We start from the raw sequence: 25320 nt of genomic DNA, 5'->3' as shown, positions 1-25320 counted from the left end.
GCGGACCGGGGGCGGCCGCGTCCATGGTTTGAGCCGTTCGTCCTTGGTGGGGTCACAGCTCGTCGAGCAGCGCGGCGGTCCCGTCGACCGAGTCGTAGAGGATCCGGAACGCGGTGTCCTTGATGCCGCAGTACTCGGAGATGCCGACGCGGAGCTGGGTCTCCATGACCTCGTCCAGGCCCGATTCGGCGTAGCCGCGGGCGGTCTGCCCCGCCAGGGCGATCCACTCCATGCTCTTGCCGGACAGGTCGCGGGGGCCGTAGGCGAAGCCGTGGTTCCAGACGCGGTCGAACCAGCCCTTGAGGATCGCGGGCGGGCCGAACCACCAGACGGGGAACACCACGACGATCTTGTCGGCGGCCGTGACGCGGTCCATGTGGCGGTGGGTCTCGGCGGTGTAGCGCTTGCCGGGGTCGGCCCAGTCCGGCTCGTCCGCCGGGGTCATGCGGGGGTCGAAGCCCTCGGCGTGCAGGTCCAGGAGGTCCACGGTGTGGCCGTCGGCGCGGAGGCGCTCGGCCGTCCGCCGCGCCACCTCGGCGGTGAGGGAGTCGGGACGGGGGTGCGCGACGACGAGCAGCGCCGTGGGCGCCGGGTTCGGGGTGGTCATCAGAGCTTCACCAGCATCTTTCCGGTGTTCGATCCGGTCAGGAGGCCGAGCAGGGCGGCCGGGGCGTTCGCGATGCCCTCCATGACCGTCTCCTCGGTGCGCAGGGAGCCGTCGGCCAGCCAGCCCGCCGCCTGCGCGATGTACTCGGGGAATCGGTCGAAGTGGTCGCTCACCTGCATGCCGCGCAGGGTGAGCCGCCGCTGAACGATCTTGTCGAGGTTGCGGGGGCCGGGGACGGCGGCGTCGTAGCCGCTGATCGCGCCGATCAGGACGGCGCGGGCGCCGGTCCGCATGGCCTCGATCGCGGCCTCCAGGTGGTCGCCGCCGACGTTGTCCACGTACAGGTCGATGCCGTCCGGGGCCGCCTCCGCGAGCTGGCCCGCCAGGTCGCCCTTCCGGTAGTCCAGGGCGGCGTCGAAGCCGAGGTCGTGGACGAGCTTCTTGGTCTTGTCCGGGCCGCCCGCCGAGCCGATGACCCTGGCGGCGCCCAGCCTGCGGGCGATCTGCCCGGCGACGCTGCCGACCGCCCCGGCCGCCGCCGACACGAAGACCACGTCGCCCTCGCGGACCGGGACCACCTCGGTGAGCGCGGCCCACGCGGTGAGCCCGGTGGTGCCGAGCGCGCTCAGGTACGCCTGGGCGGGGGCGAGGCCGGTGTCGACCACGGTGGCCTCGGCGGCGTCCAGGACGGCGTACTCGCGCCAGCCGAGGAAGTGCGTCACGGTCGCGCCGACCGGGACCTCCGGGGAGCGCGAGGCGACGACCTCGCCGACCGCCGCGCCGAACAGCGGCTCCCCGACCTGGTACGGCGGCAGGACCGCCTCGACGTCCTCGTTCATCAGCAGGCGCATGTAGGGGTCCGCGGACATCCATGTGTTGCGGACGAGGACCTGGCCGTCGGCGGGTTCGGGGACGGCGGTCTCGACGAGGGCGAAGTGCTCGGGGCCGGCCTTGGCGGCGGGGCGGGCGGCGAGCCGGATCTCACGGTGGGTGTTCGTCATGGCCCCGACTCTGCCGAGCGGCGCTTCAGGAATCCTTTGGGTCGGCTTTGGGGCGTTAACCTGCCTGCATGCGTTTCGGGGTGCTGGGGCCGGTCGCGGCGTGGACCGACGACGGGCGTCCGGTGCGGATCCCCGACCTGAAGGTGCGGGCGCTGCTGGCCGACCTGCTGGCCAACGAGGGGCGGCCCGTCTCGGCGGACCGGCTGATCGACGACCTGTGGGGCGAGCGCCTGCCGCGCAACCCCCTCGCCACGTTGCAGACGCGGGTGTCGCAGCTCCGGCGGGCGCTGGAGGAGGCCGAGCCGGGGGCGCGTGCGCTGGTGGTGTCGCAGCGGCCCGGCTACCTGCTGCGCGGCGGCTCCGTGGACGCCGTCCGGTTCCGTGAGCTGGCCGCCCGGGGCCGCGCCGCCGACGACCCGGCCGAACGGTCCGCGCTGCTCGGCGAGGCCCTGGACCTGTGGCGCGGCGAGCCCTACGCCGACTTCGCCGACGCGGAGTTCGCGCGGGCGGAGGTCACGCGGCTGGCGGAGGAGCGGCTGGCCGTCCTGGAGGACCGCGCCGAGGCCCGCCTCGCCCTCGGCGAGCACGACGCGCTCACCGCCGACCTCGCCGACCTGGTCGAGCGCCATCCCCTGCGGGAGCGCCTGCGGGCCGTCCACCTGCGGGCCCTGTACCGTTCCGGCCGCCAGACCGAGGCCCTCGCCGCCTACGCCGAGCTGCGCGAACGCCTCGCCGACGAGCTCGGCCTCGACCCCGGCCCCGAGCTGGCCGCCCTGCACGAGGCGATCCTCCGGCAGGACCCGTCGCTGGCCCCCGAGCGGCCGCGCGGCAACCTGCCCGCCCCCGTCACCGACCTGATCGGCCGGGACGGCGCGGTGGCCGGGGTGCGCTCCCTGCTCGGCACGTCCCGGATGGTCACGCTGGTCGGGCCGGGCGGTGTCGGCAAGACCAGCCTCGCCCTGGAGACCGCCCGCGCCCTGGACCCGCCCGGCGGGGCGTGGCTGGTGGAGCTGGCCGGGCTGGACCGGGGCGCGCGGACGGGCGCGGCCGACGTCGTCGCGAACGCGCTCGGGGCCCGCGACGACCGGGTCCCGCTGCCCGAACGGCTGCGCGGCAAGCGCCTGCTCCTGCTGCTCGACAACTGCGAGCACGTCGTCGAGCAGGTCGCCGCCCTCGCCGCCGACCTGCTGCGCGCCGCGCCGGACCTGCGGATCCTCGCCACCAGCCAGGAACCCCTGGGGATCGCCGGGGAGGCGCTGTGGCCGGTCGCGCCGCTGGACCCGCCGGACGCGGAGCGGCTGTTCGCCGAGCGGGCCGCCGCCGTCGCGCCGGGGTTCGCGCTGACCGGCGACAACGCCGCGGCCGTCGCGTCGATCTGCCGTCGCCTCGACGGCATCCCCCTGGCGCTGGAGCTGGCCGCCACGCGCGTCCGGGCCGTCGGCGTCCACGAGCTGGCCGCCCGCCTGGACGACCGGTTCGGCGTGCTGGTGGCGGGCCGCCGCGACGCCCCCGCCCGGCAGCGCACCCTCCGCGCGATGATCGACTGGAGCTGGGAGCCGCTCACCGAGGCCGAACGCGTCGTCCTGCGCCGCCTGGCCGTGCCCGCCGACGGCTGCGTCCTGCCCGCCGCCGAACAGGTCTGCGCCGCGCCCGGCGTGAACGTCCTGGACACGCTGGCGCGGCTGGTGGACCGTTCGCTGGTCGTCGCGGGCCCGCGGTACCGCCTGCTGGAGTCGGTCCGCGCCTACGCCCTGGAACGCCTCCACGAGGCGGGCGAGGCCGACGAGATCCGCCGCCGCCACCTGGCCTGGAACGTCGCGCTCGCCGAACGCGCCGCGGCCCGCCTGTACGGCCGTGACCAGCGGGAGTGGCTGGAACGCCTGGACGCCGAGGACGCCAACCTGCGCGCCGTCCTCGACTCCGCGCCGCCCGCCGAGGCGCTCCGCCTCGTCAACGCCCTGTCCTGGTACTGGTTCCTGCGCGGGCGCGTGCTGGAGGCCCGCCGCGCCCTGGAACGCGCCCTGGCGCGCGGCGGCGACCTGCCGGGCGCCGTCGAGGCGCGGGTCTGGCTCGCCGGGTTCTCCCTGCTGACCAGCGACGGCACCGACGAGAGGGCGCGCGGCGCGGCCGTCCGCGCCGCGGAGGCCGAGATCGACGACCCCGGGACGCGCGCGTGGACGCGGTGGTTCCTGGGCTTCGCGCACCGGGGCTTCGGCGACCTGGACGTCACCGCCGACCTGGTCGGGCGCGCGCTGGAGACGTTCCGGGCCCGCGACGACCGGTGGGGCGTGGCCGCCGCGCTGAGCGTCCGCGCCACGATCGCCCGCGCCCGCTCCGACCTGGCGGCCGCGCGCCGCGACGCGTCCGAGGCCCGCGGCCTGTTCCGCGAGGTGGGGGACCGCTGGGGCGGCCTGCACGCCGCCGGGACCCTCGCCGACGTCGCCGAGATCGCGGGCGACTACCCCGAGGCGGCCCGCCTGCACCGCGAGAGCCTGCGCATGGCCGAGGAGCTGGGATTGTGGGCGCAGGTGTCGTTCAGCCTCTCCGGGCTGGGCCGCATCCACCTGCTGACCGGCGACGCCGACACCGCCGACGCCCTGCACGAGCGCGCCCGCCGCCTGGCGGTCACCCAGTCCAACCTGGTCGCCGAGCACTTCGCCGACGTGGGCCTGGCCCTGGCCGCGCGCCGCCGGGGCGACCTGGACCGCGCCGAGGGCATCCTGGCCAGGTGGCTGCCGTGGATCCGCAAGGTGGACGGTGAGCCGGGCCTGCCGCTGGTCCTGACCGAGCTGGGGTTCGTCGCCCAGAGGCGGGGCGATGTGGGCAGGGCCCGCGCCCTCCACGAGGACGCCCTGGCCGCCGCCCGCCGGATCGGCGACCCCCGGGCGATCGCCCACGCGCTGGAGGGGATGGCGGGCGCGACGGTCCTGGCGGGCGACGCCGCGACCGCCGTCCGCCTCCTCGACGAGGCCACCGCCCTGCGCGCCTCGGTGGACGCCCCGCTGCCCGAGGCCGAGCGCGGCGACGTGGACCGCGTCCGGGCCGCCGTCCGCGCGCTCACCGACCGGGACGCGCACCGGTACTCAGACGGAAGATGAGTACCGGCGCTCTGCCGCTCCCCCGGCGGGCCGACGAGACTGGTCGCATGATCCGCCACCTTGTCGCCGCCGTCCTGCTGGCCGCCGTCGCCGCCGCCGACTGGGCCGTCTGGCTCGGCTGGGACCAGAAGTACGTCGAGCACTCCGACGGCCACGTCAGCGGCCCCTACGAGGCGTGGCAGGTCGTCGGCCTGGTGGCCGTGCTGATGATCGTCGGCGGGGTGGCCGCCCACCGCCGGTACGCGCTCGCCGCGACGTTCGGCATCACCGTGGGCCTGACGGCGGCGGCCTCCTACGACTGGTCCGACGACGGCAGCGGGCTCTGGCTGGTCGGCGCGGCGGCGGTCGCCCTCGGGACCCTGTTCGCCACCGGGGCGGCCACCGCCGTGATCAGCGCCGTCTCCCGCGGTGTCCGGGCCCGCGGGACCGCGGGGTGACCGCGTCCGGCCTCACGGGCACAGCGTCCGCGGCGCGCCGCCGCGGACCTCGGCCCGGACGCAGCCGCCGTCCAGGCCGTCATGCGCGGTGGCGCACGGAGTCCGCCGACTTCGCCTCGCCCCACAGGTAGGCGTGGAACGCCCCGACGAGCTTCCCGACCTCGGGATTCCGGTCGATCTTCCGCTTGAGGGAGCCGAGTTCGCCGCGGGACCGCATCCAGGCGCGGTAGTCCTTCGCCGGGGCCACGGGCGACGCGTCGGTCAGCGAGAACGCCACCGTGTAGTCACGGGTGCCGTCGCCCCTGCCGAACGTGTGCGCGGTCTCGCCGTGCAGCCGTCCCTTCCGCGACACGAACCTCACCGTCGTCCCGATGTCGGTCGGCACGATGTGGCTCACGCCGCGCGACCCGACCTGGTAGCCCCAGAACGGCATGGTCAGGTCGCCCGCCAGCCGCATCTCCTCCCCGGCGAACCGCGACCCGGCCGAGTTCCAGAACGGGTCGTCCACCGGCACGCCCATGCCCGCGCCCACGGGCACGGCCAGCCGCGAGGTCCCCCCGTCGGTCCCGGTGACGGGCCACTTCAGCGTCCCGTCCCGCCCCCCGGCGGTGACCGACAGGCCCCGCTCCGGGAACGACCACGCCACGGCGCCGCCCTTCGGCGCGACCCGGCCGGGCTCGCCGAGATCCGGCACGGGCTCGGCCAGGGTCAGCGAGCGGCCGTCCCGGGTCCGCGCCGTGACCCCGAGCCTCCTGACATCGACGCGGTACTCGCCGCTCCCCAGCCGGAGGACGGCGTCGTTCCCCTCCAGCCGCACCGGCGACGCGGCCGCGACCCGCTCCGCCCATCCGTTACCGCCGCACCCGGCGGCCAGCACCCCCAGTGCGCCGACGGCGGCGCACCCCTTCGACAACGCTCTACGAACCATGCCCGAAACTGTGCGTCCCGGAAATAAGAGCTTCCTAAGAGGAACAGGGAAAGCGATCGATGGTTCGCGCGAAGGGTCGGTGAAAGCTGTCGCCCACGCCCCTCAGGAGGCGCGCATGACGAAGGCACGACCATGAGTGCCGGTGTGGAGGAGCGGGCGGACGACGCCGAGCTCGCCGCGCTGTTCCGGCGCGATCCGGAGTCGTTCACCGCCGTCTACGACCGCTACCACCGCGACGTGTACCTGTACGTGTCCGGGCGGCTGGACGTGCAGGCGGGGGAGGACGCCGCCGCCGAGACGTTCCTGGTCGCGTTCGGGCTGCGGGACCGGTTCGACCCCGAACGCGGCGGGCTGCGGCCCTGGCTGTTCGGGATCGCCACCAACATCGTGGCCCGGCACCGCCGCAGGGAGGCCCGCCACTACAAGGCCCTGGCGCGCGGCCGGGCCGAGACCGCCGACGGCCCCGAGGGCCGGGTCGTCGCCACCGTCGCGGCGCAGCACATGCGGCCCCGCGTCGCCCAGGCCCTGCTCGGGCTGAACCAGGGCGAACGCGACGTGCTGCTGCTGGTCGCGCTCGGCCAGCTCACCCACGAGGAGGTCGCCCAGGCCCTCGGCGTCTCCTACGGCACGGTCGGCTCCCGGCTCAGCCGGGCCCGCAAGAAGCTCAACAAGACCCTGAACCGGGAGGACCTCCATGGATGACCTTCAGATGATCGCGGCGGCGCTCGCCAAGCCCGAACCGGACCGCGACGCGGTCGCGGAGGGCCGCCACCGCCTCCAGAACGCCGTGCGCGGCGGAGGGACGGCCCGTTCCCGCCGCCGTTTCGCCTGGCCCGCCATCGGCCTGTCCCTGACGGCCGCCGCCGCGGTGGCCGTCGTCGCGGTCGGCACCGGCACCCCCTCGGCCCCCGCGCCCAACAGCCCGCCCGCCGCCGCCCCCATGTCGGCGCGGCAGGTCCTGCTCGCCGCCGCCGACACCGCCGAGAGGACCCCGGAGGGCAAGGGCGCCTACTGGTATGTCCGGAAGGTCGAGAAGGGCGGCCCGCGCTCCGCGCCCGTCCTCGGTGAGCGCTGGACGGACCGCCGGGGCCAGGCATGGCGGCGCGACCTGAAGACCGAGGGGGAGATGTACAAGGTCCCGGGGAGGCCGCGGCTCAGCCTGGGCTCGCTGGAGGTCACCTACGAGCAGGTCCGCCGCCTGCCGGGCAGGCCGGACGCGCTGCGTGACTGGATCTCCGCCGCCGTCGCGCGCAGCGACATCCGCACCAGCCGGGGCGGGCTCACCGCCGCCGACCGCAGGGAGTTCACCCTCACCTCGCTGATCTCCATGGTCTCGTCGGCCCCGGTCACGCCGCAGGCCCGCGCCGCCGCGTTCCGCGCCCTCGCCGCCTGGCCGGGCGTGACCAACCTCGGCCGGGTGCCCGGTGGCCAGGGACTCCAGATCCCGCTGGCCAGTGGCAAGGCCCGCGTCGTCGTCGACCCGGCGACCGGGCTGCTCCGCGACTCCAACTTCTACGTGATGCCCGACGGCGGCCTGGTGTGGATGACCGAGGGCGGCACCGTCACCGTCACCGCCCGCTGGACCGACACGCTGCCCAAGTAGTCCCGACACCCGGGGTGGGGACAGCCCCACCCCGGGTTGGGTAGGTGCGCCCATGTCGCCGCGGACCGCCGCTCCCTAGATTCGATCACACAGGGAACCGGAGAAGGGAGCGGGCATGGCGGTCCAGAACGACGCGGACGGGCGGCGGCCGTCGAGGCTGCGGCGCCGGGCGGCCATGGCGCTGGTCGTCGCCACGGGGGTGGCGGTCTCCGCGGTGATCCCGCAGCCGCCCGAGAACCCCGTCACCCGGATCACCCACTCGGCCGTCGAGGCGTCGCGCTAGCGGCCGGGCGGCCCGTACATGGCGTCCAGCGCCGCGCGGACCTCGGTCTCGGTGGCGGGGCGGGCGTTCAGCGCCGCGTCGCGGACCAGGGCGGCGGCGACGCCGTCGGTGGCGGAGGCGCGCACCAGCAGCGGCCCCCGCCGCAGCACGTACTCCCGCAGCCCGCACGGGCAGCCCCACTCCGGCTTCTCGACCATCGTGCCCGTGCGACGCCACAGCCCCGGCCGTTCCTCGGCGCAGGACGGGCGCTCCGCCTCTCCCCGGTCGGTGACCAGGCGGGCGCGGCAGCCGGCGGCCGGGAACGTTCCGCGCTCCACCCGCACCGTGATGTGGTCGGCCCCGTAGTACGCCGGGGCGGGCGCGCCCGCCGTGACGGACCTGAGCGTCAGCCTCGGAGCCGTGATCACCGAGACGCTCTCGGGCCGGTAACCCGTCACCCGGGTGGTGAACAGCAGCTCGCGCGGCACGCCGAGCCGTTCCAGGTGGCCGGCGTACGCGGTGGTGTCCTTCCGGTCGTCGATCACCGTGACCGCGCCCCCCACCACGGCGACGACCGCCAGCAGCGTCGGCACCGCCGTCCACCACACCGCCAGCAGCGCCGCCGCCAGCGCGAACGGCAGCCCGCCCAGCACGGCGACGACCAGCTCGTTCTCGCCGAACGGGAGCTTCAGCGCGGAGTTGGCGTACGCGCCGGACCCCAGCCCGGCCGCGCCGCCGGCGAAGACCAGGACCGCCCAGAGCACGCGCGTGCCCCGCGCGCGGGTCAGCGGCGAGGCGTCCGCCGTGACCGTGCCCGCGAACACCAGCCCGGCCACCCCGAGCACGGCCACCGCCAGCCCGACGAGCGGGGCGCCGAACAGGGCCATGACGAACGCCATGACCAGCATCCCGGTGAGCACCGAGCCGAACGCCCATACCCCGGCGAGCTGCACCAGAACGAGCTTCCACCGCACCATGGGCCCACCCTGGCAGAGGCCGTGCCGGGGCGACTCGGTCGAAGTACTCAGTCCGGGCTGAGTACCCCGGTCAGCTTCCGGCCGTGCGGAGCAGCAGCCTGTGCAGCGTCTGCTGCTCGTCGGGGGAGAGCCCGGCGAGCGGGGAGTCCTCCATCAGCATGGTCAGCAGGCGTTCGCGCAGCTCCGTGCCCTTCTCGGTGAGCACGAGCCGCTTGGCGCGCCGGTCGGTGGGGTGCGGCTGCCGCGTGACCAGGCCCTGCTTCTCCAGCTTGTCGGCGACGAAGGTGGCGTTGGAGGGCTCGCAGCTCATCCGTTCGGCCAGCTCCCGCAGGGTCATCGGGCCGGTCAGCTCGCGCAGCGCGGTCGCCTGCGGCGCGGTCAGGCCGAGCGTGGCGGCCCGGACGCGGACATGGCCCTCGATCCGCTGGGAGAGCCCGTTCACCAGGCCGCACAGCTCGCGCTCGGCGACGGCCAGCTCCTCGCGATCAGGCGTCATGGACCAAGAGTACATCAAGTTGGAACAGTTGCAATTAGAATGATTCGAGTTGTAAGTTTCTCGGCCATGACGACGAACCGCCTCACCACCCCGTCCGGCCCGCGCACCCTGACCCTCGGCGATCTGAGGCTCACCTACGTCCCGGACGGCGACGTGCGGCTCAAGCCGCGCGGCTGGTTCCCCGCCAGCACCGACGCCGACTGGGCCGCCCGCCCCGAGTACCTCGCCGACGACGGCAACCTGGTCGCCAGCCTCGGCGGCCTGCTCGTCGAGCACGGCGACCGCGCGCTGCTCATCGACACCGGCTTCGGCCCCGTCACCCTCCCCGACGACCCCGCCAACGCGCTGACCGGCGCGGTGCGCAGCGGAGCGCTCCCCGACTCGCTCGCCGCCCTGGGCCGCGCCCCCGCCGACGTCGAGGCCGTCGCGATCACCCACCTGCACCCCGACCACCTCGGCTGGCAGGACCGCTTCGCCACGGTCCTGGTCGCCGCGCCCGAATGGGCCGACCGCGAGCACGTCATCGAGCACGGCACCCCCGCCGAGACCCTCGACGCCCTCGCCCCCCGCGTGCGCACCTTCACCGACGGCGAGGAGGTCTTCCCCGGCGTCCGGACCCGCATCACCGCGGGCCACACCCCCGGGCACACCGTCTACGAGATCACTTCCGGCGGACGGCGCCTGCTCGCGTTCGGCGACGCCCTGCACTCCCCGGCGCAGGCCGCCCGCCCCGACTGGTCCGCCGCCGTCGACCACGACCCGGAGCTGGCCGCCAAGGAACGCGCCCTCCTGGTCGCCGAGCTCTCCGAGCCCGACACGCTCGGCTTCGGCGTCCACTTCGCGGACGTGCCCTTCGGCCGCGTCCGCGACGGCCGCTGGGAGCCGGTGGCGTGACCGCGTCCGACGCCGCGAGCCACGAGACGGCCCGGCCCGTCGGGGAACGCGCCCCGCTCGGCCGCCGGATCCCGCACGTTCGGGTTCCCCAGGGAGGCGGCCCTCGGCCGCGACGACGGTCGGGGTCCGGTGGTGTGACCGGGTTCGATGTCGTGGGCCACGGTCCCGTCCGGATCTCCGGGGAGCGCCCCGCGTGGTCGCCGGACCCGTTCGGTTCCGGTCCCGTTCGCGATGATCGCTGGGAGGTGGCGGCATGACCGCTTCGTCTTGGGCTTCCGGGGCGCGACACGGGGCCGCCGTTTCCCGGGAGACCGCGGCATGACGGCCTTCTCCCTCCCCGCTCGCGGGGTGGGGCACTGGCCCGCGGTGACGGCCGCCGCCCTCACCGCGACGGTCACCGTCACGCCCGGGTTCACGGTCGGCGCGTTCACCGCTCCCATCGCCGCCGACCTGCGCGTCTCCCGGCTGACGCTGGGGCTGGCGATGAGCGTCTTCTACGCCGCCACCGCGCTCGGCTCGCCGTTCGCCAAACGGATGGCGGCCCGCCTCCCGGTGCCCACCGCGCTCACCGTCGCCGCCCTCGCGGCGTCGGCGACCCTGCTGGCCGTCTCCCTGGCGACCCACGCGGCGGTGCTGTTCGCGGCGCTGGCGGCGGGCGGCCTGACCAACGCCCTCGTGCAGCCCGCCGCCGGACGCGTGATCGCCGCCCGCGCCCCCGAGCACCGCCGCTCCCTGGCGTCGGGCCTGGTCGGCGCGGCCCTGGGGGCCGCCACCCTGATCCCCGGGCTGCTGGTCGCGTTCGTCCTGCCCGCCCACGGCTGGCGCGCCGCGATGGCGGCCGCCGCCGTGATCGCCCTGCTCCCCGCGGCCCTCGCCCCGCTGACCCGCGTCCCGGCCGCCGCCCCGGCCGCGCGACCGGGCGTCCCGGACCCCGTGAACGCCGGGGCGGGCCGGACGCTGCGGCTCTGGGCGGTCGCGGCGGCGCTGTCGGCGGCCGGGAACAACGCCGTCGCCACCTACTTCGTGGCGCTCGCCGGTCACGCCGGGATCGCGGGCGCGGTCGCGGGGAACCTGCTGTCCCTCAGCGCGCTGCTCGCCATCGCCGTGCGGCTCGCCGCGGGCGGGCTCACCGACCGCGCGCCCCGGCACAACCCCGCCGTCATCGCCGCGATGATGGCCGCCGGGGCGGCCGGGCTCGCGCTCGTCGCCCTCGGGCACCCGGCGGCGTTCCTGGTGGGCGCGGTGCTGGCGTTCTCCGCCGGATGGGGATGGACGGGGCTGCTGCTCGCCACCGTGATCCGGCTGCTGCCCGGCCGGGCCGAGAACGCCGGGCACACCGTCCAGGTCGGCGTGTTCTCCGGCGCGGCCGTCGCGCCGTTCGCGTTCGGCGCGCTGTCGGACGCGTTCGGCGCCGACGGCGCGGCGCTGGCGGCGGCGGACGCCGGGCTGGCCGCCGCCGTCCTCACCGTCCTCGGCGCGCGCACCGGTCGGTGAACGCGGAAGGGCCCCGGACGCGCCGTCCGGGGCCCCTTGCGGTCACTTGGTGAGGGTCACCGTCTCCGCCGGGCCGACGGTCAGCCGGTCGGCGGCCTCGTCGAGGTCCACCACCACCTCCTCGCCGTCGCGGACCTTGCCCGACAGCAGCTCGCGGGCGAGCTGGTCGCCGATCGCGGTCTGCACCAGGCGGCGCAGCGGACGCGCGCCGTACAGCGGGTCGTAGCCGGTCAGCGCCAGCCACTCGCGCGCCGCCGGGGTGACCGTCAGCGTCAGCTGCCGGTCCGCCAGCCGCGCCGCCAGCCGGTCCACCTGGAGGTCCACGATCCGCGTCAGCTCGTCGGTCGACAGCGCGTCGAACAGGATCACGTCGTCCAGGCGGTTGAGGAACTCCGGCTTGAACGACGCCCGCACCGCGTTCATCACCGCCTCGCGCTTGGTCCCGTTCTCCATCGTCGGATCGACCAGGAACTGCGACCCGATGTTGGAGGTCAGGATGAGGATCGTGTTGCGGAAGTCGACGGTGCGGCCCTGACCGTCGGTGAGACGGCCGTCGTCGAGCACCTGGAGGAGGATGTCGAAGACCTCCGGGTGGGCCTTCTCCACCTCGTCCAGCAGCACCACCGAGTACGGGCGGCGCCGGACGGACTCGGTGAGCTGGCCGCCCTCCTCGTAGCCGACGTAGCCGGGCGGCGCGCCGACCAGCCGGGCCACCGAGTGCTTCTCGGAGTACTCGCTCATGTCGATGCGGGTGGTGGCCCGCTCGTCGTCGAACAGGAACTCCGCCAGGGCCTTGGCCAGCTCGGTCTTGCCGACGCCGGTCGGGCCGAGGAACAGGAACGAGCCGGTCGGCCGGTCCGGGTCGGAGATCCCGGCGCGGGCGCGGCGCACCGCGTCCGACACCGCCTGCACGGCCGTCCGCTGGCCGATCAGGCGCCGGCCGAGCTCGTCCTCCATCCGCAGCAGCTTGGCGGTCTCGCCCTCCATCAGGCGGCCCGCCGGGATGCCGGTCCAGGACGCCACCACGTCGGCGACGTCGTCGGGCCCGACCTCCTCCTTCACCATCGCGTCGCGGTTCTCGGCCTGCGCCGACGCCTCCTCCAGCTGCTTCTCCAGCGTGGGGATCTCGCCGTAGGTCAGGCGCGCGGAGGTCTCCAGGTCGCCGTCGCGCTGGGCGCGCTCGGCCTCGCCGCGCAGCTGGTCGATGCGCTCCTTGAGCTCACCGACCCGGTTCAGCCCGGCCTTCTCCCGCTCCCAGCGGGCGACCAGCGCGTTGAGCTGCTCCTGCCGGTCGGCCAGGTCGCGGCGGAGCCGTTCCAGCCGCTGCTTGGAGGCCTCGTCGGTCTCCTTGGCGAGCGCCAGCTCCTCCATCTTCAGCCGGTCGACGGCGCGCTGGAGCTCGTCGATCTCGACCGGCCGCGAGTCGATCTCCATGCGGAGCCGGGACGCGGCCTCGTCCACCAGGTCGATCGCCTTGTCCGGCAGGAACCGCGCGGTGATGTACCGGTCCGACAGGGTGGCGGCGGCGACCAGCGCCGAGTCGTTGATCTGCACCTTGTGGTGCGCCTCGTAGCGGCCCTTCAGGCCGCGCAGGATCGCGATGGTGTCCTCGACCGACGGCTCCCCGACGAAGACCTGCTGGAACCGGCGCTCCAGGGCGGGGTCCTTCTCGATCCGCTCCCGGTACTCGTCCAGCGTCGTCGCGCCGATCATGCGCAGCTCGCCGCGCGCCAGCATCGGCTTGAGCATGTTCCCGGCGTCCATCGCGCCCTCGGCGCCGCCCGCCCCGACGACGGTGTGCAGCTCGTCGATGAACGTGACGATCTGCCCGTCGCTCTGCTTGATCTCGTTCAGGACGGCCTTCAGCCGCTCCTCGAACTCGCCCCGGTACTTCGCCCCCGCGACCATCGCGCCGAGGTCCAGGGAGACCAGCCGCTTGTTGCGCAGCGACTCGGGAACGTCCCCGGCCACGATCCGCTGGGCGAGGCCCTCCACGACGGCGGTCTTGCCGACGCCGGGCTCGCCGATCAGCACCGGGTTGTTCTTGGTGCGCCGCGACAGCACCTGCACCACGCGCCGGATCTCGGTGTCGCGCCCGATGACCGGGTCGAGCTTGCCCTCGCGGGCGGCGGCGGTCAGGTCGACGCCGTACTTCTCCAGCGCCTGGTAGGTCTCCTCGGGGTTCTCGCTGGTGACCTTCTGGTGGCCGCGGACCTTCTCGAACGCGTCCAGCAGCGCCTGCGGCGACGCCCCGTACCGCTTCAGCAGGTCCGCGACCGGACCGCCGTCGGCGGCCAGCCCCACCAGCAGGTGCTCGGTGGAGACGTACTCGTCCTGCAACTCCTCGGCGCGGTGCCCCGCGGTCGCCAGCACCCGGTTGAGCTGCCCGGAGAGCCGGGGCTCGGGAACGGTCGACCCGCTCGCCTTCGGGAACCGCGCGATCTGCTCCTCCACCTCGCGGCGCACCGCGTTCGGGTCCGCGCCGACCGCCTCCAGCAGCGGAACGGTCGTGCCCTCCGGCTGCGCCAGCAGCGCCGCCAGCAGGTGCGCGGGCTCGATCTGCGGATGCCCCTCGGAGGAGGCCCGCCGGATGGCGACGGTCACCGCCTCCCGGCTCTTCAACGTCAGCTTGGTGTCCATGTCCGTCAGCGCTCCCCGTGCGAAAGCCTTCTAGTCCCGGCGGCCGCGTTCGTGCCACACCACGACGCTGGTGTGGCGGATCGGCACCAGGTCGGTGCCCGCGGAGTCGCCGGAGTCCCCCCGCCGCCGCTGCTGCGCCAGCCGCGCGGCGACGGCCCGGGTCGATTCGAGTTCGTTGGCGAGGTCCTCCAGCGCGGCCCGCGTCTTGGTCAGTTCCTCGGCGAGGCGGATGTTCTCGCGCTGGAGCTCGAGGATGTGCTTGATGCCCGCCAGGTTGATGCCCTCCTCCTGGGAGAGCCGCTGGATCTCGCGGAGCATCACGATGTCGCGCATGGAGTAGCGGCGGCCCCGCCCGGCGGTGCGGCCGGGCGAGACCAGGCCCATCCGGTCGTAGGTGCGCAGCGTCTGCGGATGCAGCCCGGAGAGCTGCGCCGCCACCGAGATCACGTAGACGGGAGTGTCGTCGCCGAACGGGTCAGTGTTCATGGCTCGCTCCGCTCGCTGCTCGTCGGCGCCGGTCCGCGCCGTCTTCCCTCGTCGTCCTGGTCACCGCGCGCCCGGCGCCCACCAGTCCGGACGACATGGCGCCGCCGAGCATCTGACCGCTACTCCTCTCGCGCCTGTTGCAGCAGGTCGGCGCGCAGGTCCGCGCCGTCCTCGGCCGTCCGCAGGGCCTCCAGCGCCTTGCGCGTCGTGTCGTCCAGCTTGCTCGGCACCTGCACGTCCACCGTGACGAGCAGGTCGCCCTTGGTGCCGTCGCGCCGGGTCGCGCCGCGTCCCTTCACCCGGAGGGTGCGGCCGTTCGGGGTCCCCTCCGGCAGCCGCAGCGTCACCGGCTGGCCCTGGAACGTCGGCACCTTCACCTCCGCGCCCAGCGCGGCCTCGGCGAACGTGACCGGCAGGGTCAGCGTGAGGTTGTCGCCGGAGCGGCCGAACACGCGGTGCGGCAGCACCTTGATGTTCACGTACAGGTCGCCCGCCGGGCCGCCGTTCTCGCCCGGCGCGCCCTTGCCCCGCAGGCGGATCTTCTGCCCGTTGGCCACGCCCGCCGGGATGCGGGCCTGGATGGTGCGGGTCCCGGTGGCCCGGCCGCTGCCGTGGCAGGTCGGGCACGGGTCGTCGACGACCAGCCCCCGGCCGTGGCAGATGTGGCACGGCTCCTGGAACCCGAAGTTGCCGAGGTTGCGCGTCTCCTGCCCGGTGCCCTCACAGCCCGGGCACACCCGCGGCACGGTCCCGGCCTTGGCGCCGGTGCCGTGGCAGGTGGGGCACCCCGCCTCGCTGGTCAGCTTGATCGGAACGGTGACGCCGCTCAGCGCCCGGCCGAACGACAGCGTCACCTCGGTCTCCACGTCCGAGCCCCGGCGCGGGCGCCGGGTCCCGGTGGTGGTCCTGCCGGCGCGCCCGCCGAACAGCCCGCCGAACAGGTCCCCCAGCCTGTCCCCGGCGCCGCTCGCGGTGCCCCCGGTCTGCCCGAACAGGTCCCCCAGGTCGAAACCGAAGCCGCCGCCCTGGCCGCCGCGGAAACCACCCGGCATCGACCGCACCGCGTCGTACTCCTTGCGGCGCTTCTCGTCGGACAGGACGTCGTAGGCCTCGGAGACCTCCTTGAACTTCTCCTCGGCCTCACGGTCGCCCTTGTTGGCGTCCGGGTGGTACTGGCGCGCCAGCTTGCGGTAGGACTTCTTGATCTCGTCCTGCGAGGCCGTCTTCGAGACACCCAGGACCTTGTAGTAGTCCTTCTCCAGGTAGTCCTTGGTGCTCACTGTGCCCCGCTCTCTGCTGTCTCGGTCAGCGTCATGCCCGTACGTGTCGTACGTGCCCCGGGCGGCCCCCCGCCCACACGGGGAGGGACCGCCCGGATCCGGATCACTCGCCCGTCGACTCGGCGGAGTCGGCGGACTCGGCGTTCGGGTCCGGCTCGGCGACCGCGACGCGGGCCGGACGCAGGACCCGTTCCCCGATGCGGTAACCGGGCTGCAGCACAGTCGCCACGCACGTCTCGGTCACGTCGGCCGAGTACGAGTGCATCAGCGCCTCGTGCACGGTGGGGTCGAAGGGCTCGCCCTCCGCCCCGAACCTCTCCAGGCCGAGCTTGCCGACCGTGGACTCCAGGGCCTCGCCGACCGACTTGAACCCGCCGACCAGCTCGTTGTGGTCCCGGGCGCGGCCGATGTCGTCGAGGATCGGCAGCAGTTCCTGGAGGACGTTGCCGATCGCGAGCTCCCGGATCGTGCCCTTGTCGCGCTCGACCCGCTTGCGGTAGTTGGAGTACTCCGCCTGGAGCCGCTGGAGGTCGGCGGTGCGCTCGGCCAGCTGCTCCTTGAGCGCGGCGGCCTCGCCGTCCGCGACGGGCTGCTCCCCGCCGGCCGGGGCCGCGGGAGCGGGCGTCTCCGCCTGCTCCCGCACCTGGCCGGTCTCGGGGTCGATGCGTCGCTTGTCGCGGATCACCGGGCCCTCGCGCTCCTCTCCCTTGTCAGGTGAGGTCACGCGTTACCACCCTTCGGCTTGTCCTCGTCCACGATCTCGGCGTCGACGACCTCGTCGTCCTTGGCGTCCTGCGCGTCGGCCGTCGGACCGCCGTCGGCGCTCGCCCCGGCGGCCTCGCCGCTCTGCTGGGCCTGGGCGTACATCGCCGCGCCCATCTTCTGGCTGACCTGCGCGAGCTTCTCGTTGGCGGTCTTGATCGCCTCGACGTCGGTGCCCTCCAGGGCCTTCTTGACGTCGGCGACCGCGGCCTCCACCTCGGACTTCAGCTCGGCCGGGACCTTGTCCTCGTTCTCCTTGAGGAACTTCTCGGTGCCGTAGGCGGCCGAGTCGGCCTGGTTGCGGACCTCGGCCTCCTCGCGGCGGCGGCGGTCCTCCTCCGCGTACTGCTCGGCCTCGCGCATCATCTTCTCGATGTCGTCCTTCGGCAGCGCCGAGCCGCCGGTGATGACCATCGACTGCTCCTTGCCGGTGCCGAGGTCCTTGGCCGACACGTTGACGATGCCGTTGGCGTCGATGTCGAAGGTGACCTCGATCTGCGGGACGCCGCGCGGCGCCGGCGGCAGACCGGTGAGCTGGAAGGTGCCGAGCTTCTTGTTGTACGCGGCGATCTCGCGCTCGCCCTGGTAGACCTGGATCTCCACGGACGGCTGGTTGTCGTCGGCGGTGGTGAACGTCTCCGACCGCTTGGTCGGGATCGTGGTGTTCCGCTCGATGATCTTGGTGAAGATGCCGCCCTTGGTCTCGATGCCCAGCGACAGCGGGGTCACGTCCAGCAGCAGGACGTCCTTGACCTCGCCCTTCAGGACGCCGGCCTGGAGGGACGCGCCGATGGCGACGACCTCGTCGGGGTTGACGCCCTTGTTGGGCTCCTTGCCGCCGGTCAGCTCCTTGACCAGCTCGGACACCGCGGGCATGCGGGTGGAGCCACCCACCATGACGACCTGGTCGATGTCCTTGACGGTGATCCCGGCGTCCTTGAGGACCTGGTTGAACGGGGCCTTGGTGCGCTCCAGCAGGTCGGCGGTCATGCGCTGGAACTCGGCGCGGGTGAGCTTCTCGTCCAGGTGCAGCGGGCCCTCGGCGGACGCGGTGATGTAGGGCAGGTTGATCTGCGTCTCGGTCGCGCCGGACAGCTCGATCTTCGCCTTCTCCGCGGCCTCGCGCAGCCGCTGCAGCGCCATCTTGTCCTTGGACAGGTCGACGCCGTTGGAGTTCTTGAACTTCTCCACCAGCCAGTCGACGACGGCGTTGTCCCAGTCGTCACCGCCGAGGTGGTTGTCGCCGGAGGTGGCCTTCACCTCGACCACGCCGTCGCCGACCTCCAGCAGGGAGACGTCGAAGGTGCCGCCACCGAGGTCGAAGACCAGGATGGTGGCCTCGTTCTCCTTCTCCAGGTGGTAGGCCAGCGCCGCCGAGGTCGGCTCGTTGATGATGCGCAGGACGTTCAGGCCCGCGATCTGGCCGGCCTCCTTGGTGGCCTGCCGCTGGTGGTCGGAGAAGTACGCCGGAACGGTGATCACCGCGTCGGTGACCGGCTCGCCCAGGTAGGACTCGGCGTCCCGCTTGAGCTTCTGGAGCACGAACGCGCTGATCTGCTGCGGCGTGAACTCCTTGCCGTCGATGGTCGTCTTCCAGTCGGTGCCCATCTCGCGCTTGACCGAACGGATCGTCCGGTCCACGTTGGTCACCGCCTGGCGCTTGGCGACCTCGCCCACCAGGACCTCGCCGTTCTTGGCGAAGGCGACGACGGACGGCGTGGTCCGCGACCCCTCCGCGTTGGCGATGACCGTGGGCTCGCCGCCCTCCAGTACCGCGACGACCGAGTTGGTCGTCCCGAGGTCGATGCCGACCGCACGTGCCATGTCTCGTCCTCCGTCGAACTGATCGCTATCGGGATCCGGTCGCCGCCCCCGTGGGTTCGCGGCCGGTCGAGTCCTCTGCTGCTTCCCAGGTTGCCCCCTGGCCGATCTCTTGTCAAATGACTTGAGCCGACCGGACTCAACTTTGCTGCTGACCTCTACAACAGGACGTATGAGCGGTGTATTCCGGTTCCCGCGCGGTCCCGTCCGGCCGGGGTTTCGTCACACCGGAGGACCCGGCCTCGACCCAGGGGACGAGGCGTCCCCGACCCGCTCCCGGGGAAACACGGCGCGACCGTGAACACGGATCGGCGTTACGGATGAGAAGGGGGTGACCGGCCTCCCCACCGGAAGGACCCCCCTCCATGGACCAGAGCCGCCCGCCCGACGGCGACGTCGCGGCGATCGTGCGGTCGAGGCGCGAGCCCGAGGCGTTCGCCGAGGTCTTCCACCGCCACTTCGACGAGATCCACGGCTACATCGCGCGGCGCCTCGGCACCGACGCCGCCGACGACCTGGCCGCCGAGACGTTCCTGGCCGCGTTCCGCCGCCGCGACCGCTTCGACCCCCGCCGGGGCCCGGTGCGGCCGTGGCTGTACGGCATCGCCACCAACGTGGTCGGCCTGCACCGCCGCGCCGAGCGCCGCCACTACCGGGCGCTGGCCAGCTCCCCGGCCGAGGGGCCCGCGCCCGGCCACGAGGAGCACGTCACCGGACGGGTGCGCGCCGGGGAGGTCGGCCCCGACCTGGCCCGCGCGCTCGCCCGGCTCCCGGCGGGCGACCGGGACGTGCTGCTGCTCGTCGCGCTCGCCGACCTGTCCTACGAGGAGGTCGCCGCCGCCCTGGACCTGAAGAAGGGAACGGTCGCCTCCCGGCTGAACCGGGCCCGCCGGAAACTCCGCGAGGCGCTGGGCGGGACCAACCCGATGCTGATCACCGAGGAGTCGCCCGCATGAACGAGATCGACCTGGTCCGCGACCTGCTGGACCGGCCGCCGCCCCCGTCCGGGGCCGTCCGCTCCCGCGCCCTGACCCGGCTGGAGGAGGACATGTCCGGCGGGCGCCCCCGCCGTCTCGCCTTCGGGCCCCGGTTCCGGCTCGGACTCGCCGGGCTGGTCGCCGCCGGAGCGGCCGCCGCCGTGGGCGTGGCCACGCTCGGCGACGGCGCGCCGGCCGCGCCGCCCCGTCCCCGGGCCGTCGAGATGGACGCGCGGACCGTGCTGCTCGCCGCGGCCCAGCAGGCCGAGAAGGAGCCGACGGGTCGCTACTGGCGCGTCCAGACGGTGGACGGATCGGCGTACCACGTCGGTCCGGCCGAGGGCGGCTACACCGTGCTCGGCCACAGCTCCCACACCGACCGGTGGCAGGCGCGTTCGGACGGCGACCGGGACGTGACCTACGTCCGCGACCTGGGCGCCCGCCCCCTCGGCCCGCGGGACGAGGCCGCCTGGCGGAAGGCGGGCAGCCCGAAGACGTTCAAGGTGGTCTCCGGCGGGGAGCCGAGCGTCCTGAGCACGGTCCCCGGCCGCACCACCGGGGCCGCGCCGGCCTCCTGGACACCCGAGATCGTCGTCACCCCGGCCCAGAAGCGCACGCGGAACGCCCGCTGGGCGAAGATCTGCGCCGGTCCCGACGAGCGGGCGAAGCGCCTGCTCGTGTTCAAGGGCGGGTGCCGGGAGGTCCCGAGCGACGCCGAACTCCGGAAGGCCGCGGGAGATCCCGGGAAGCTGCGCCGGGTCCTGTCGCCCTGGCTGGAGCTGGACGGGGTCCCGAAGGAGCGCGACACCTCCGCCCTCCGGCTGCGGCGGGCCGCCCGGCTGCTCACCTCCGAGGCGCTCTCCCCGAAGGTGCGGGCGGGGGTGTTCCGGCTGCTGGCCGACGAACCCGGGGTGCGCTCGATCGGCCGGGTCAAGGACCCGCGCGGACGCGAGGGCGTCGCCCTGGTCGCGCGCGGCGCGCCGGCGGAGGACGGCTCGGTCGACGACTACCGGCTGATCCTGGAGCCGGGGACCCACCGCATCCTGGCCGGCGTGGACGTGGTCGTCCGCCCCGCCGAGGCGGACCGGGGCATGCGTCCCGGCACGCTCCACGGCCAGCGGGTGGTCCTGTCGCTCGGCTGGACGAACGAGACCCCGCGCCACCCCTGAGCCGGACCGGATGGAAAGAAAGCGGCGGATCTCAGCAATACCCATGGGGCGCGCCGCGTCCCGAGATCCCCTCCTGGAAGGAATCCCCCTTTGAAACGCAGACGTCGCGGGACCGCGGCCTCCCTCCTCGGCGCCGCGCTGGCCGCCGGGGCGCTGGTCGCGGTCCCCACCGGAGGGGCGGTGGCCGCGCCGGGCGCCGCCTCGCCGCTTCCAACCGGCCGGAGCTGGAAGGTCACGCTGCTGACCGGTGACGTGGTCACCCTGCGGACGGTCAAGGGCCGCCGCGCGCCGCTGGTGACCACCGAACGCGCCCGTGGGCGCGGCGCCCGGGCCTTCCACACCACGATCCGCCCGGACGGGCACGTCGTCGTGATCCCCGGAGACGTCGCCCGGCTGGTCGGGAAGGTGCTGGACCCCGGACTGTTCGACGTCACCTCGCTGATCGAGCAGGGGTACGACGACGCCCGCAGCCGGGACCTGCCGCTGATCGTGCGGCGCGACGGGGGCGTGCGGGCCCGCGCCGCGCTCGGCGGCACCCTGACCGAGGGCCGCGAGCTGCGCAGCATCGGCGCGGTCGCCGCCCGCCAGCCCAAGGGGCAGGCGTTCCGGGTGGGCGCGGCGCTGTCGGCCCGCCGGGCGGTCGGCGTCCGGCACGTCTGGCTCGACCGCAGGGTACGGGCGACGGCCCTGCCGACCGTCGCGGCTCCCCGGCTCGACCGCAACCTCACCCAGATCGGCGCGCCCGCCGCGTGGAAGGCCGGAGCGACCGGAAACGGCGTGAAGGTCGCCGTCCTCGACACCGGGGCGGACACCTCCCACCCGGACCTCAAGGACCGCGTCGCCGAGGCCCGAAACTTCAGCGAGGCCAAGGACGCGGTGGACCGGCACGGCCACGGCACCCACGTCGCCGCCACGGTCGCGGGCACCGGCCGGGCCTCCGGCGGGGCGCGCAGGGGTGTCGCGCCCGAGGCGGGCCTGCTGGTCGGAAAGGTGCTGGACGACCAGGGATACGGCAGCGACTCCAACGTCATCGCGGGCATGGAGTGGGCCGCCCCCCGCGCCCGGATCGTCAACATGAGCCTCGGCGGCGGCCCCACCGACGGCACCGACCCCCTGTCGAAGGCGCTGGACGGGCTGGCCGCCAAGCACGGCACGCTGTTCGTCGTCGCGGCGGGCAACGACGGCGGGATCGGCTCCGTCGGCGCGCCCGGCACGGCCGACTCCGCGCTGACGGTCGGCGCGGTGGACGCGGCCGACGCGCTGGCCGGATTCTCCAGCCGGGGCCCGCGCGTCGGCCGGTTCGCGGCCAAGCCCGAGATCGTCGCGCCCGGCGTGGACATCGTCGCCGCCCGCGCGAAGGGCACGGCCATGGGCGAGCCCGTGGACGCGCGCCACACGAGGGCGTCCGGCACCTCCATGGCAGCCCCGCACGTGGCGGGCGCGGCGGCGCTGCTCGCCCAGAAGCACCCGGACTGGACGTTCGACCGGCTCAAGGCCGCGCTGGTCGGCTCGGCCGACCCGATCAGGGGCGACGCGTTCGAGCGCGGCTCCGGCCGCCTGGACGCCGGGACCGCCGTGACCTCCCCGCTGGTGGCCCGCCAGGCCGCGCCGCACGCCGGAACCTCCGCCTACCCCAAGTACCCGGCGCTCACCGCGAACGTGAGCTGGACGTCGCGGGCGGGCGCGGTGCGGGCGGCGCTGTCGGTCCGCGTCCTCGGCCGTGACGGCAAGGCCCTCAAGGGCGCCGCGAAGCTGTCGACGAACCGGCTGGCCGTCCCCGCGGGCGGCACCGCCACCGCGACGCTGACGGTGACCCCCGGCAGGCTCCGCCCCGGGCTCTACACCGCCGAGGTCGTCGCCGACGGAGGCGGCGCCAGGACGCGGACCCCGGTGACGTTCCACGTGGAACCGCCGAGCCACACCCTCACGGTCGTCGCCACCCCGCCGCCGGGCACGCCCGCCGAGGAGCTGTCCACCTTCGCGAACGTGGTCAACCTGGACGACTTCGCGCTGTTCGCCGAGTCGATCGAGCCCACCATCGACGGCAGCACGAGGATCCGGGTGCCGCGCGGCCGGTACAGCGTGCTCGGCACCCTGGACGACTGGACGGGGGACGCGCAGGGCCATGCCGTGGCCGGGACGCCGGAGGTGGTCGTCGACCGTGACCGCACCGTCGTGCTGGACGGGGCGTCCGCCGAGCGCGCCACGGTCGGCGTGCAGGGGACGCTGACGGAGACCACGATGCTGGCCCTGTCCGCCGAGCGCGTGACGGGCCAGGCCATGACCGGGGTGGGCGTCTACAGCACCGACCCCGTGAAGGAGCCCGTGTACGCCCGGCTGACGGGCAAGGCGAGCACCGGGAGCCTCAGCGCCACCCTCTCCTCCCGGCAGGTCGCCGACGGCGCGGTCTACGACGGGATCCACCCGTTCACCGGTGCGCCGCGCCACGTGATCACGCCCGCCGAGCGGAAGCGGATGGCGCGGGTCCACCAGCGGTTCGCGGCGTTCGACGGCGACACCTCCAAGGGGCTGACGGAGAAGCGCTACGGGCTGTCGCCGAACGGCAGCCTGCTGGGCGGGTTCGAGGCCAGCAGCCGGGTCCCGGCGGGGTCGACCCGCACCGACCACCTGACGCCGGGTCTCTGGCTCGACGAGGCGTTCCCGGAGGCGGTCAACAACGGTGACTGGGTGGACCAGCTCCCGATCACCGGGCGCAGGCCCGGCACCAGCGTCACCTACACCTGGGGCCGCCAGCCGCTGCGCCCCGGCCCGGTGTCGGGGAACGGACTGACCGCGAGCGCCTGCGCTCCGCCGCCGGTCACCCGCGCGCCGGGCAACCTGCGCGTCGCCCTGGTCGACCTCCAGGCGCGGCCGGACGGGTTCGACTGCGGGTACTTCGGGCCCAGGCCGCAGGATCCGGACCACCCGTTCAAGCGGAACCTGGCGCTGTACGAGGGCGACAGGAAGATCGGGGAGCGCGCCGCGAGCTTCGGCGACTTCACGCTGCCGAAGAGGGCGGGCACCTACCGGCTGACCTACGACAACGACGTCGCGGGGTTCATCCCGGTGTCGGTGCGGACCTCCACGGCGTGGACGTTCCGCTCGTCGCCGTCGCAGCGGCGGGTCCCGCTGCTCCAGGTGGACTACGACCTCGGGCTGGACCTGAACGGCAAGCCGTCCGGGAAGCCCGCGACGTTCGACGTCTCGCGGGTCGAGGGGGAGGCCACCCGGGTGACGGGCCTGAAGGTCTGGGCGTCGCTGGACGACGGCGCGACCTGGAAGGCCGTCCCCGCGACCGGGAAGGGGAACCGCTTCACCGCCCAGCTTCCGGTCGTTTCTGCAGGCCAGGCGCTGTCGCTGCGGGTCGCCGCCACCGATGACGGCGGTAGTGGCATCGACCAGACGATCATCCGGGCCCACCGGGTCCGGTAGTCCGGGCGTCCACCGCGGGCCTCCTCCGATATCCGGAGGAGGCCCGTTCGCGTGAACAAGATCGACCGGTTGTGCGGACTAAGGGAGAAGAATCGCCGACCCGAGGAGCCCCCCATGACAGCTCCGCCCGGATCCGACGCCGTGGACGACAACACGGTGCTCGTCCGGTCCCGCCGTGAGCCGGAACGGTTCACCGTGATCTACGACCGGTACTTCCCGGACATCTACCGGTACGTCGCCGCCCGGCTCGGCCGCGACGCCGCCGACGACGTCGCGGCCGAGACGTTCTACACGGCGTTCCGCAAACGCGACCGGTTCGACGCGCGGCGCGGCGCGGTGCGGCCCTGGCTGTACGGGATCGCGACGCGGCTCGTCGGGCAGCACCGCCGCGACGAGAGCCGCCGCTACGAGCTGCTGTCCCGGCTCAGCCCCGGCGACCGCGTGGTGGAGCACGAGGACCGCGCCGCCGCCCGCGTCACCGCGCAGGGCGTGCGCCCGCAACTGGCGGCGGCGCTGGCCGGGCTGTCGGGCGAGGACCGGGACGCGCTGCTGCTGGTCGCGGTCGCGGGCCTGGCGTACGAGGAGGTCGCCGAGGCGCTGGAGATCCCCAGCGGAACGGTCGGCTCCCGGCTCCACCGCGCCCGCCGCAAGGTGCGGCAGGCGCTGGGCGGCATCGACCCCACCGGTATCGAGGAGAAGCGCCATGCATGACACCGACGCCCTGATCGACGAGCTGCTGGACGAGGGCGGCCCGTCCCCGACCTTCACCGCCACCGTTCGCGCGAACCTGACCGCGATGGCCGCCGCGGAACCCGAGGCCGCCGCGCCTCCGCTGGTCCTGGTCGGCTCCCCGGACGGCACCGAGCCGTCCCGTCCCGCACCGCCCGCCCGGCGGCGGGCCGGGCGGGCGGTGCGCTGGGCGGCGCTGGGCCTCGGCCTGGCGGCGGCAGCGGCGG

Annotated in this window: 22 protein-coding genes; 12 read left to right on the top strand and 10 right to left on the bottom strand. The window is 74.5% G+C overall.

Annotated elements, in window-relative coordinates; translation table 11 throughout:
* Positions 1 to 52 precede the first annotated feature (52 nt).
* Positions 53 to 607: an NAD(P)H oxidoreductase gene (locus AKI01S_RS23675; RefSeq protein ID WP_067822061.1), complete on the bottom strand. Its 555-nt coding sequence runs from the start codon at positions 605 to 607 to the stop codon at positions 53 to 55.
* Complete coding sequence (locus AKI01S_RS23670) at positions 607 to 1608, bottom strand: NADP-dependent oxidoreductase (protein WP_067822059.1); 1002 nt, start codon at positions 1606 to 1608, stop codon at positions 607 to 609. Before AKI01S_RS23670 ends, AKI01S_RS23675 begins: the two co-directional genes overlap by 1 nt.
* A gap of 68 nt (positions 1609 to 1676) precedes the next feature.
* On the opposite strand from AKI01S_RS23670, the gene AKI01S_RS23665 reads away from it, so the two are divergent.
* A complete protein-coding gene (locus AKI01S_RS23665) occupies positions 1677 to 4706 on the top strand; it encodes an AfsR/SARP family transcriptional regulator (protein WP_067822057.1) in 3030 nt (1009 codons plus the stop codon).
* A gap of 47 nt (positions 4707 to 4753) precedes the next feature.
* Complete coding sequence (locus AKI01S_RS23660; RefSeq protein WP_084000142.1) at positions 4754 to 5143, top strand: hypothetical protein; 390 nt, start codon at positions 4754 to 4756, stop codon at positions 5141 to 5143.
* A gap of 79 nt (positions 5144 to 5222) precedes the next feature.
* Here the strand turns inward: AKI01S_RS23660 and AKI01S_RS23655 are convergent, their stop codons facing one another.
* A complete protein-coding gene (locus AKI01S_RS23655; RefSeq protein WP_157420074.1) occupies positions 5223 to 6071 on the bottom strand; it encodes a hypothetical protein in 849 nt (282 codons plus the stop codon).
* Positions 6072 to 6203: 132 nt separating this feature from the next.
* Here AKI01S_RS23655 and AKI01S_RS23650 point away from each other — a divergent pair, with 132 nt between their 5' ends.
* The 3 genes from AKI01S_RS23650 (at position 6204) to AKI01S_RS50795 (ending at position 7957) form a co-directional block, all read left to right on the top strand.
* On the top strand, positions 6204 to 6773 hold the full coding sequence (locus AKI01S_RS23650; protein ID WP_067822051.1) for an RNA polymerase sigma factor: 570 nt from the start codon (positions 6204 to 6206) through the stop codon (positions 6771 to 6773).
* The gene (locus AKI01S_RS23645) at positions 6766 to 7674 is read left to right on the top strand and encodes a CU044_5270 family protein (RefSeq protein WP_067822049.1); all 909 of its coding nucleotides are present in this window, start codon (positions 6766 to 6768) and stop codon (positions 7672 to 7674) included. Before AKI01S_RS23650 ends, AKI01S_RS23645 begins: the two co-directional genes overlap by 8 nt.
* Before the next feature lie 115 nt (positions 7675 to 7789).
* A complete protein-coding gene (locus AKI01S_RS50795) occupies positions 7790 to 7957 on the top strand; it encodes a hypothetical protein (RefSeq protein WP_157420072.1) in 168 nt (55 codons plus the stop codon).
* Here the strand turns inward: AKI01S_RS50795 and AKI01S_RS23640 are convergent.
* On the bottom strand, positions 7954 to 8913 hold the full coding sequence (locus AKI01S_RS23640; protein WP_067822047.1) for a hypothetical protein: 960 nt from the start codon (positions 8911 to 8913) through the stop codon (positions 7954 to 7956). The two genes, AKI01S_RS50795 and AKI01S_RS23640, sit on opposite strands and share 4 nt — an antisense overlap.
* Before the next feature lie 70 nt (positions 8914 to 8983).
* The gene (locus tag AKI01S_RS23635) at positions 8984 to 9409 is read right to left on the bottom strand and encodes a MarR family winged helix-turn-helix transcriptional regulator (protein ID WP_067822045.1); all 426 of its coding nucleotides are present in this window, start codon (positions 9407 to 9409) and stop codon (positions 8984 to 8986) included.
* 66 nt (positions 9410 to 9475) lie between these two features.
* Here AKI01S_RS23635 and AKI01S_RS23630 point away from each other — a divergent pair, with 66 nt between their 5' ends.
* Together AKI01S_RS23630 and AKI01S_RS23625 are read left to right on the top strand one after the other, a co-directional pair.
* Positions 9476 to 10303: an MBL fold metallo-hydrolase gene (locus AKI01S_RS23630; protein WP_067822043.1), complete on the top strand. Its 828-nt coding sequence runs from the start codon at positions 9476 to 9478 to the stop codon at positions 10301 to 10303.
* A 318-nt stretch (positions 10304 to 10621) separates the two neighbouring features.
* Positions 10622 to 11797, top strand: a complete 1176-nt coding sequence (locus AKI01S_RS23625) for an MFS transporter (protein ID WP_169814001.1) — start codon at positions 10622 to 10624, stop codon at positions 11795 to 11797.
* Between the two features lie 42 nt (positions 11798 to 11839).
* Here the strand turns inward: AKI01S_RS23625 and clpB are convergent, their stop codons facing one another.
* The 5 genes from clpB to dnaK form a co-directional block, all read right to left on the bottom strand.
* Positions 11840 to 14437: an ATP-dependent chaperone ClpB gene (gene clpB / locus AKI01S_RS23620; RefSeq protein WP_067822039.1), complete on the bottom strand. Its 2598-nt coding sequence runs from the start codon at positions 14435 to 14437 to the stop codon at positions 11840 to 11842.
* A 30-nt stretch (positions 14438 to 14467) separates the two neighbouring features.
* Positions 14468 to 14923, bottom strand: a complete 456-nt coding sequence (locus tag AKI01S_RS23615; protein ID WP_067822009.1) for a heat shock protein transcriptional repressor HspR — start codon at positions 14921 to 14923, stop codon at positions 14468 to 14470.
* Between the two features lie 119 nt (positions 14924 to 15042).
* The gene (gene dnaJ, locus AKI01S_RS23610; protein WP_067822006.1) at positions 15043 to 16203 is read right to left on the bottom strand and encodes a molecular chaperone DnaJ; all 1161 of its coding nucleotides are present in this window, start codon (positions 16201 to 16203) and stop codon (positions 15043 to 15045) included.
* A 103-nt stretch (positions 16204 to 16306) separates the two neighbouring features.
* A complete protein-coding gene (gene grpE / locus AKI01S_RS23605) occupies positions 16307 to 16927 on the bottom strand; it encodes a nucleotide exchange factor GrpE (RefSeq protein WP_067822003.1) in 621 nt (206 codons plus the stop codon).
* The gene (dnaK, locus tag AKI01S_RS23600; protein WP_067822000.1) at positions 16924 to 18789 is read right to left on the bottom strand and encodes a molecular chaperone DnaK; all 1866 of its coding nucleotides are present in this window, start codon (positions 18787 to 18789) and stop codon (positions 16924 to 16926) included. The genes grpE and dnaK overlap by 4 nt, the downstream gene beginning before the upstream one ends.
* A gap of 362 nt (positions 18790 to 19151) precedes the next feature.
* Here dnaK and AKI01S_RS23595 point away from each other — a divergent pair, with 362 nt between their 5' ends.
* The 5 genes from AKI01S_RS23595 to AKI01S_RS23575 all read left to right on the top strand — a co-directional run.
* Complete coding sequence (locus tag AKI01S_RS23595) at positions 19152 to 19742, top strand: RNA polymerase sigma factor (RefSeq protein ID WP_067821988.1); 591 nt, start codon at positions 19152 to 19154, stop codon at positions 19740 to 19742.
* Entirely contained in the window at positions 19739 to 20932 is a 1194-nt protein-coding gene (locus tag AKI01S_RS23590) for a CU044_5270 family protein (RefSeq protein ID WP_067821985.1), read from the top strand. The genes AKI01S_RS23595 and AKI01S_RS23590 overlap by 4 nt, the downstream gene beginning before the upstream one ends.
* A gap of 90 nt (positions 20933 to 21022) precedes the next feature.
* Positions 21023 to 24364 carry a S8 family peptidase gene (locus AKI01S_RS23585; RefSeq protein WP_067821981.1) on the top strand — a complete coding sequence of 1114 codons (3342 nt, stop codon included), beginning with the start codon at positions 21023 to 21025 and terminating at the stop codon, positions 24362 to 24364.
* Positions 24365 to 24478: 114 nt separating this feature from the next.
* Positions 24479 to 25075 (top strand): RNA polymerase sigma factor, encoded by a 597-nt coding sequence (locus AKI01S_RS23580; RefSeq protein WP_067821979.1) that lies wholly within the window; start codon positions 24479 to 24481, stop codon positions 25073 to 25075.
* The coding region (locus AKI01S_RS23575) for a hypothetical protein (protein WP_218009787.1) at positions 25068 to 25320 on the top strand (253 nt) is incomplete at its 3' end. The genes AKI01S_RS23580 and AKI01S_RS23575, both read left to right, overlap by 8 nt.

The sequence above is a fragment of the Actinomadura kijaniata NBRC 14229 genome (genome assembly GCF_001552175.1).
GTDB classification, from domain to species: domain Bacteria; phylum Actinomycetota; class Actinomycetes; order Streptosporangiales; family Streptosporangiaceae; genus Spirillospora; species Spirillospora kijaniata.
The sequence above is the reverse complement of the archived record's forward strand: the minus strand, read 5'-3'. Positions and strand labels throughout refer to the sequence as shown.

What these genes read in the sequence shown, in the direction of transcription:
- AKI01S_RS23625 (WP_169814001.1), top strand. Translation starts at nt 10,622, where the DNA reads ATGACGGCCTTCTCCCTCCCCGCTCGCGGGGTGGGGCACTGGCCCGCG.
- clpB (WP_067822039.1), bottom strand. Translation starts at nt 14,437, where the DNA reads ATGGACACCAAGCTGACGTTGAAGAGCCGGGAGGCGGTGACCGTCGCC.
- AKI01S_RS23580 (WP_067821979.1), top strand. Translation starts at nt 24,479, where the DNA reads ATGACAGCTCCGCCCGGATCCGACGCCGTGGACGACAACACGGTGCTC.
- AKI01S_RS23595 (WP_067821988.1), top strand. Translation starts at nt 19,152, where the DNA reads ATGGACCAGAGCCGCCCGCCCGACGGCGACGTCGCGGCGATCGTGCGG.
- AKI01S_RS23665 (WP_067822057.1), top strand. Translation starts at nt 1,677, where the DNA reads ATGCGTTTCGGGGTGCTGGGGCCGGTCGCGGCGTGGACCGACGACGGG.
- AKI01S_RS23645 (WP_067822049.1), top strand. Translation starts at nt 6,766, where the DNA reads ATGGATGACCTTCAGATGATCGCGGCGGCGCTCGCCAAGCCCGAACCG.
- dnaK (WP_067822000.1), bottom strand. Translation starts at nt 18,789, where the DNA reads ATGGCACGTGCGGTCGGCATCGACCTCGGGACGACCAACTCGGTCGTC.
- AKI01S_RS50795 (WP_157420072.1), top strand. Translation starts at nt 7,790, where the DNA reads ATGGCGGTCCAGAACGACGCGGACGGGCGGCGGCCGTCGAGGCTGCGG.
- AKI01S_RS23660 (WP_084000142.1), top strand. Translation starts at nt 4,754, where the DNA reads ATGATCCGCCACCTTGTCGCCGCCGTCCTGCTGGCCGCCGTCGCCGCC.
- AKI01S_RS23670 (WP_067822059.1), bottom strand. Translation starts at nt 1,608, where the DNA reads ATGACGAACACCCACCGTGAGATCCGGCTCGCCGCCCGCCCCGCCGCC.
- AKI01S_RS23635 (WP_067822045.1), bottom strand. Translation starts at nt 9,409, where the DNA reads ATGACGCCTGATCGCGAGGAGCTGGCCGTCGCCGAGCGCGAGCTGTGC.
- AKI01S_RS23675 (WP_067822061.1), bottom strand. Translation starts at nt 607, where the DNA reads ATGACCACCCCGAACCCGGCGCCCACGGCGCTGCTCGTCGTCGCGCAC.
- AKI01S_RS23615 (WP_067822009.1), bottom strand. Translation starts at nt 14,923, where the DNA reads ATGAACACTGACCCGTTCGGCGACGACACTCCCGTCTACGTGATCTCG.
- AKI01S_RS23590 (WP_067821985.1), top strand. Translation starts at nt 19,739, where the DNA reads ATGAACGAGATCGACCTGGTCCGCGACCTGCTGGACCGGCCGCCGCCC.
- AKI01S_RS23640 (WP_067822047.1), bottom strand. Translation starts at nt 8,913, where the DNA reads ATGGTGCGGTGGAAGCTCGTTCTGGTGCAGCTCGCCGGGGTATGGGCG.
- AKI01S_RS23650 (WP_067822051.1), top strand. Translation starts at nt 6,204, where the DNA reads ATGAGTGCCGGTGTGGAGGAGCGGGCGGACGACGCCGAGCTCGCCGCG.
- AKI01S_RS23655 (WP_157420074.1), bottom strand. Translation starts at nt 6,071, where the DNA reads ATGGTTCGTAGAGCGTTGTCGAAGGGGTGCGCCGCCGTCGGCGCACTG.
- AKI01S_RS23630 (WP_067822043.1), top strand. Translation starts at nt 9,476, where the DNA reads ATGACGACGAACCGCCTCACCACCCCGTCCGGCCCGCGCACCCTGACC.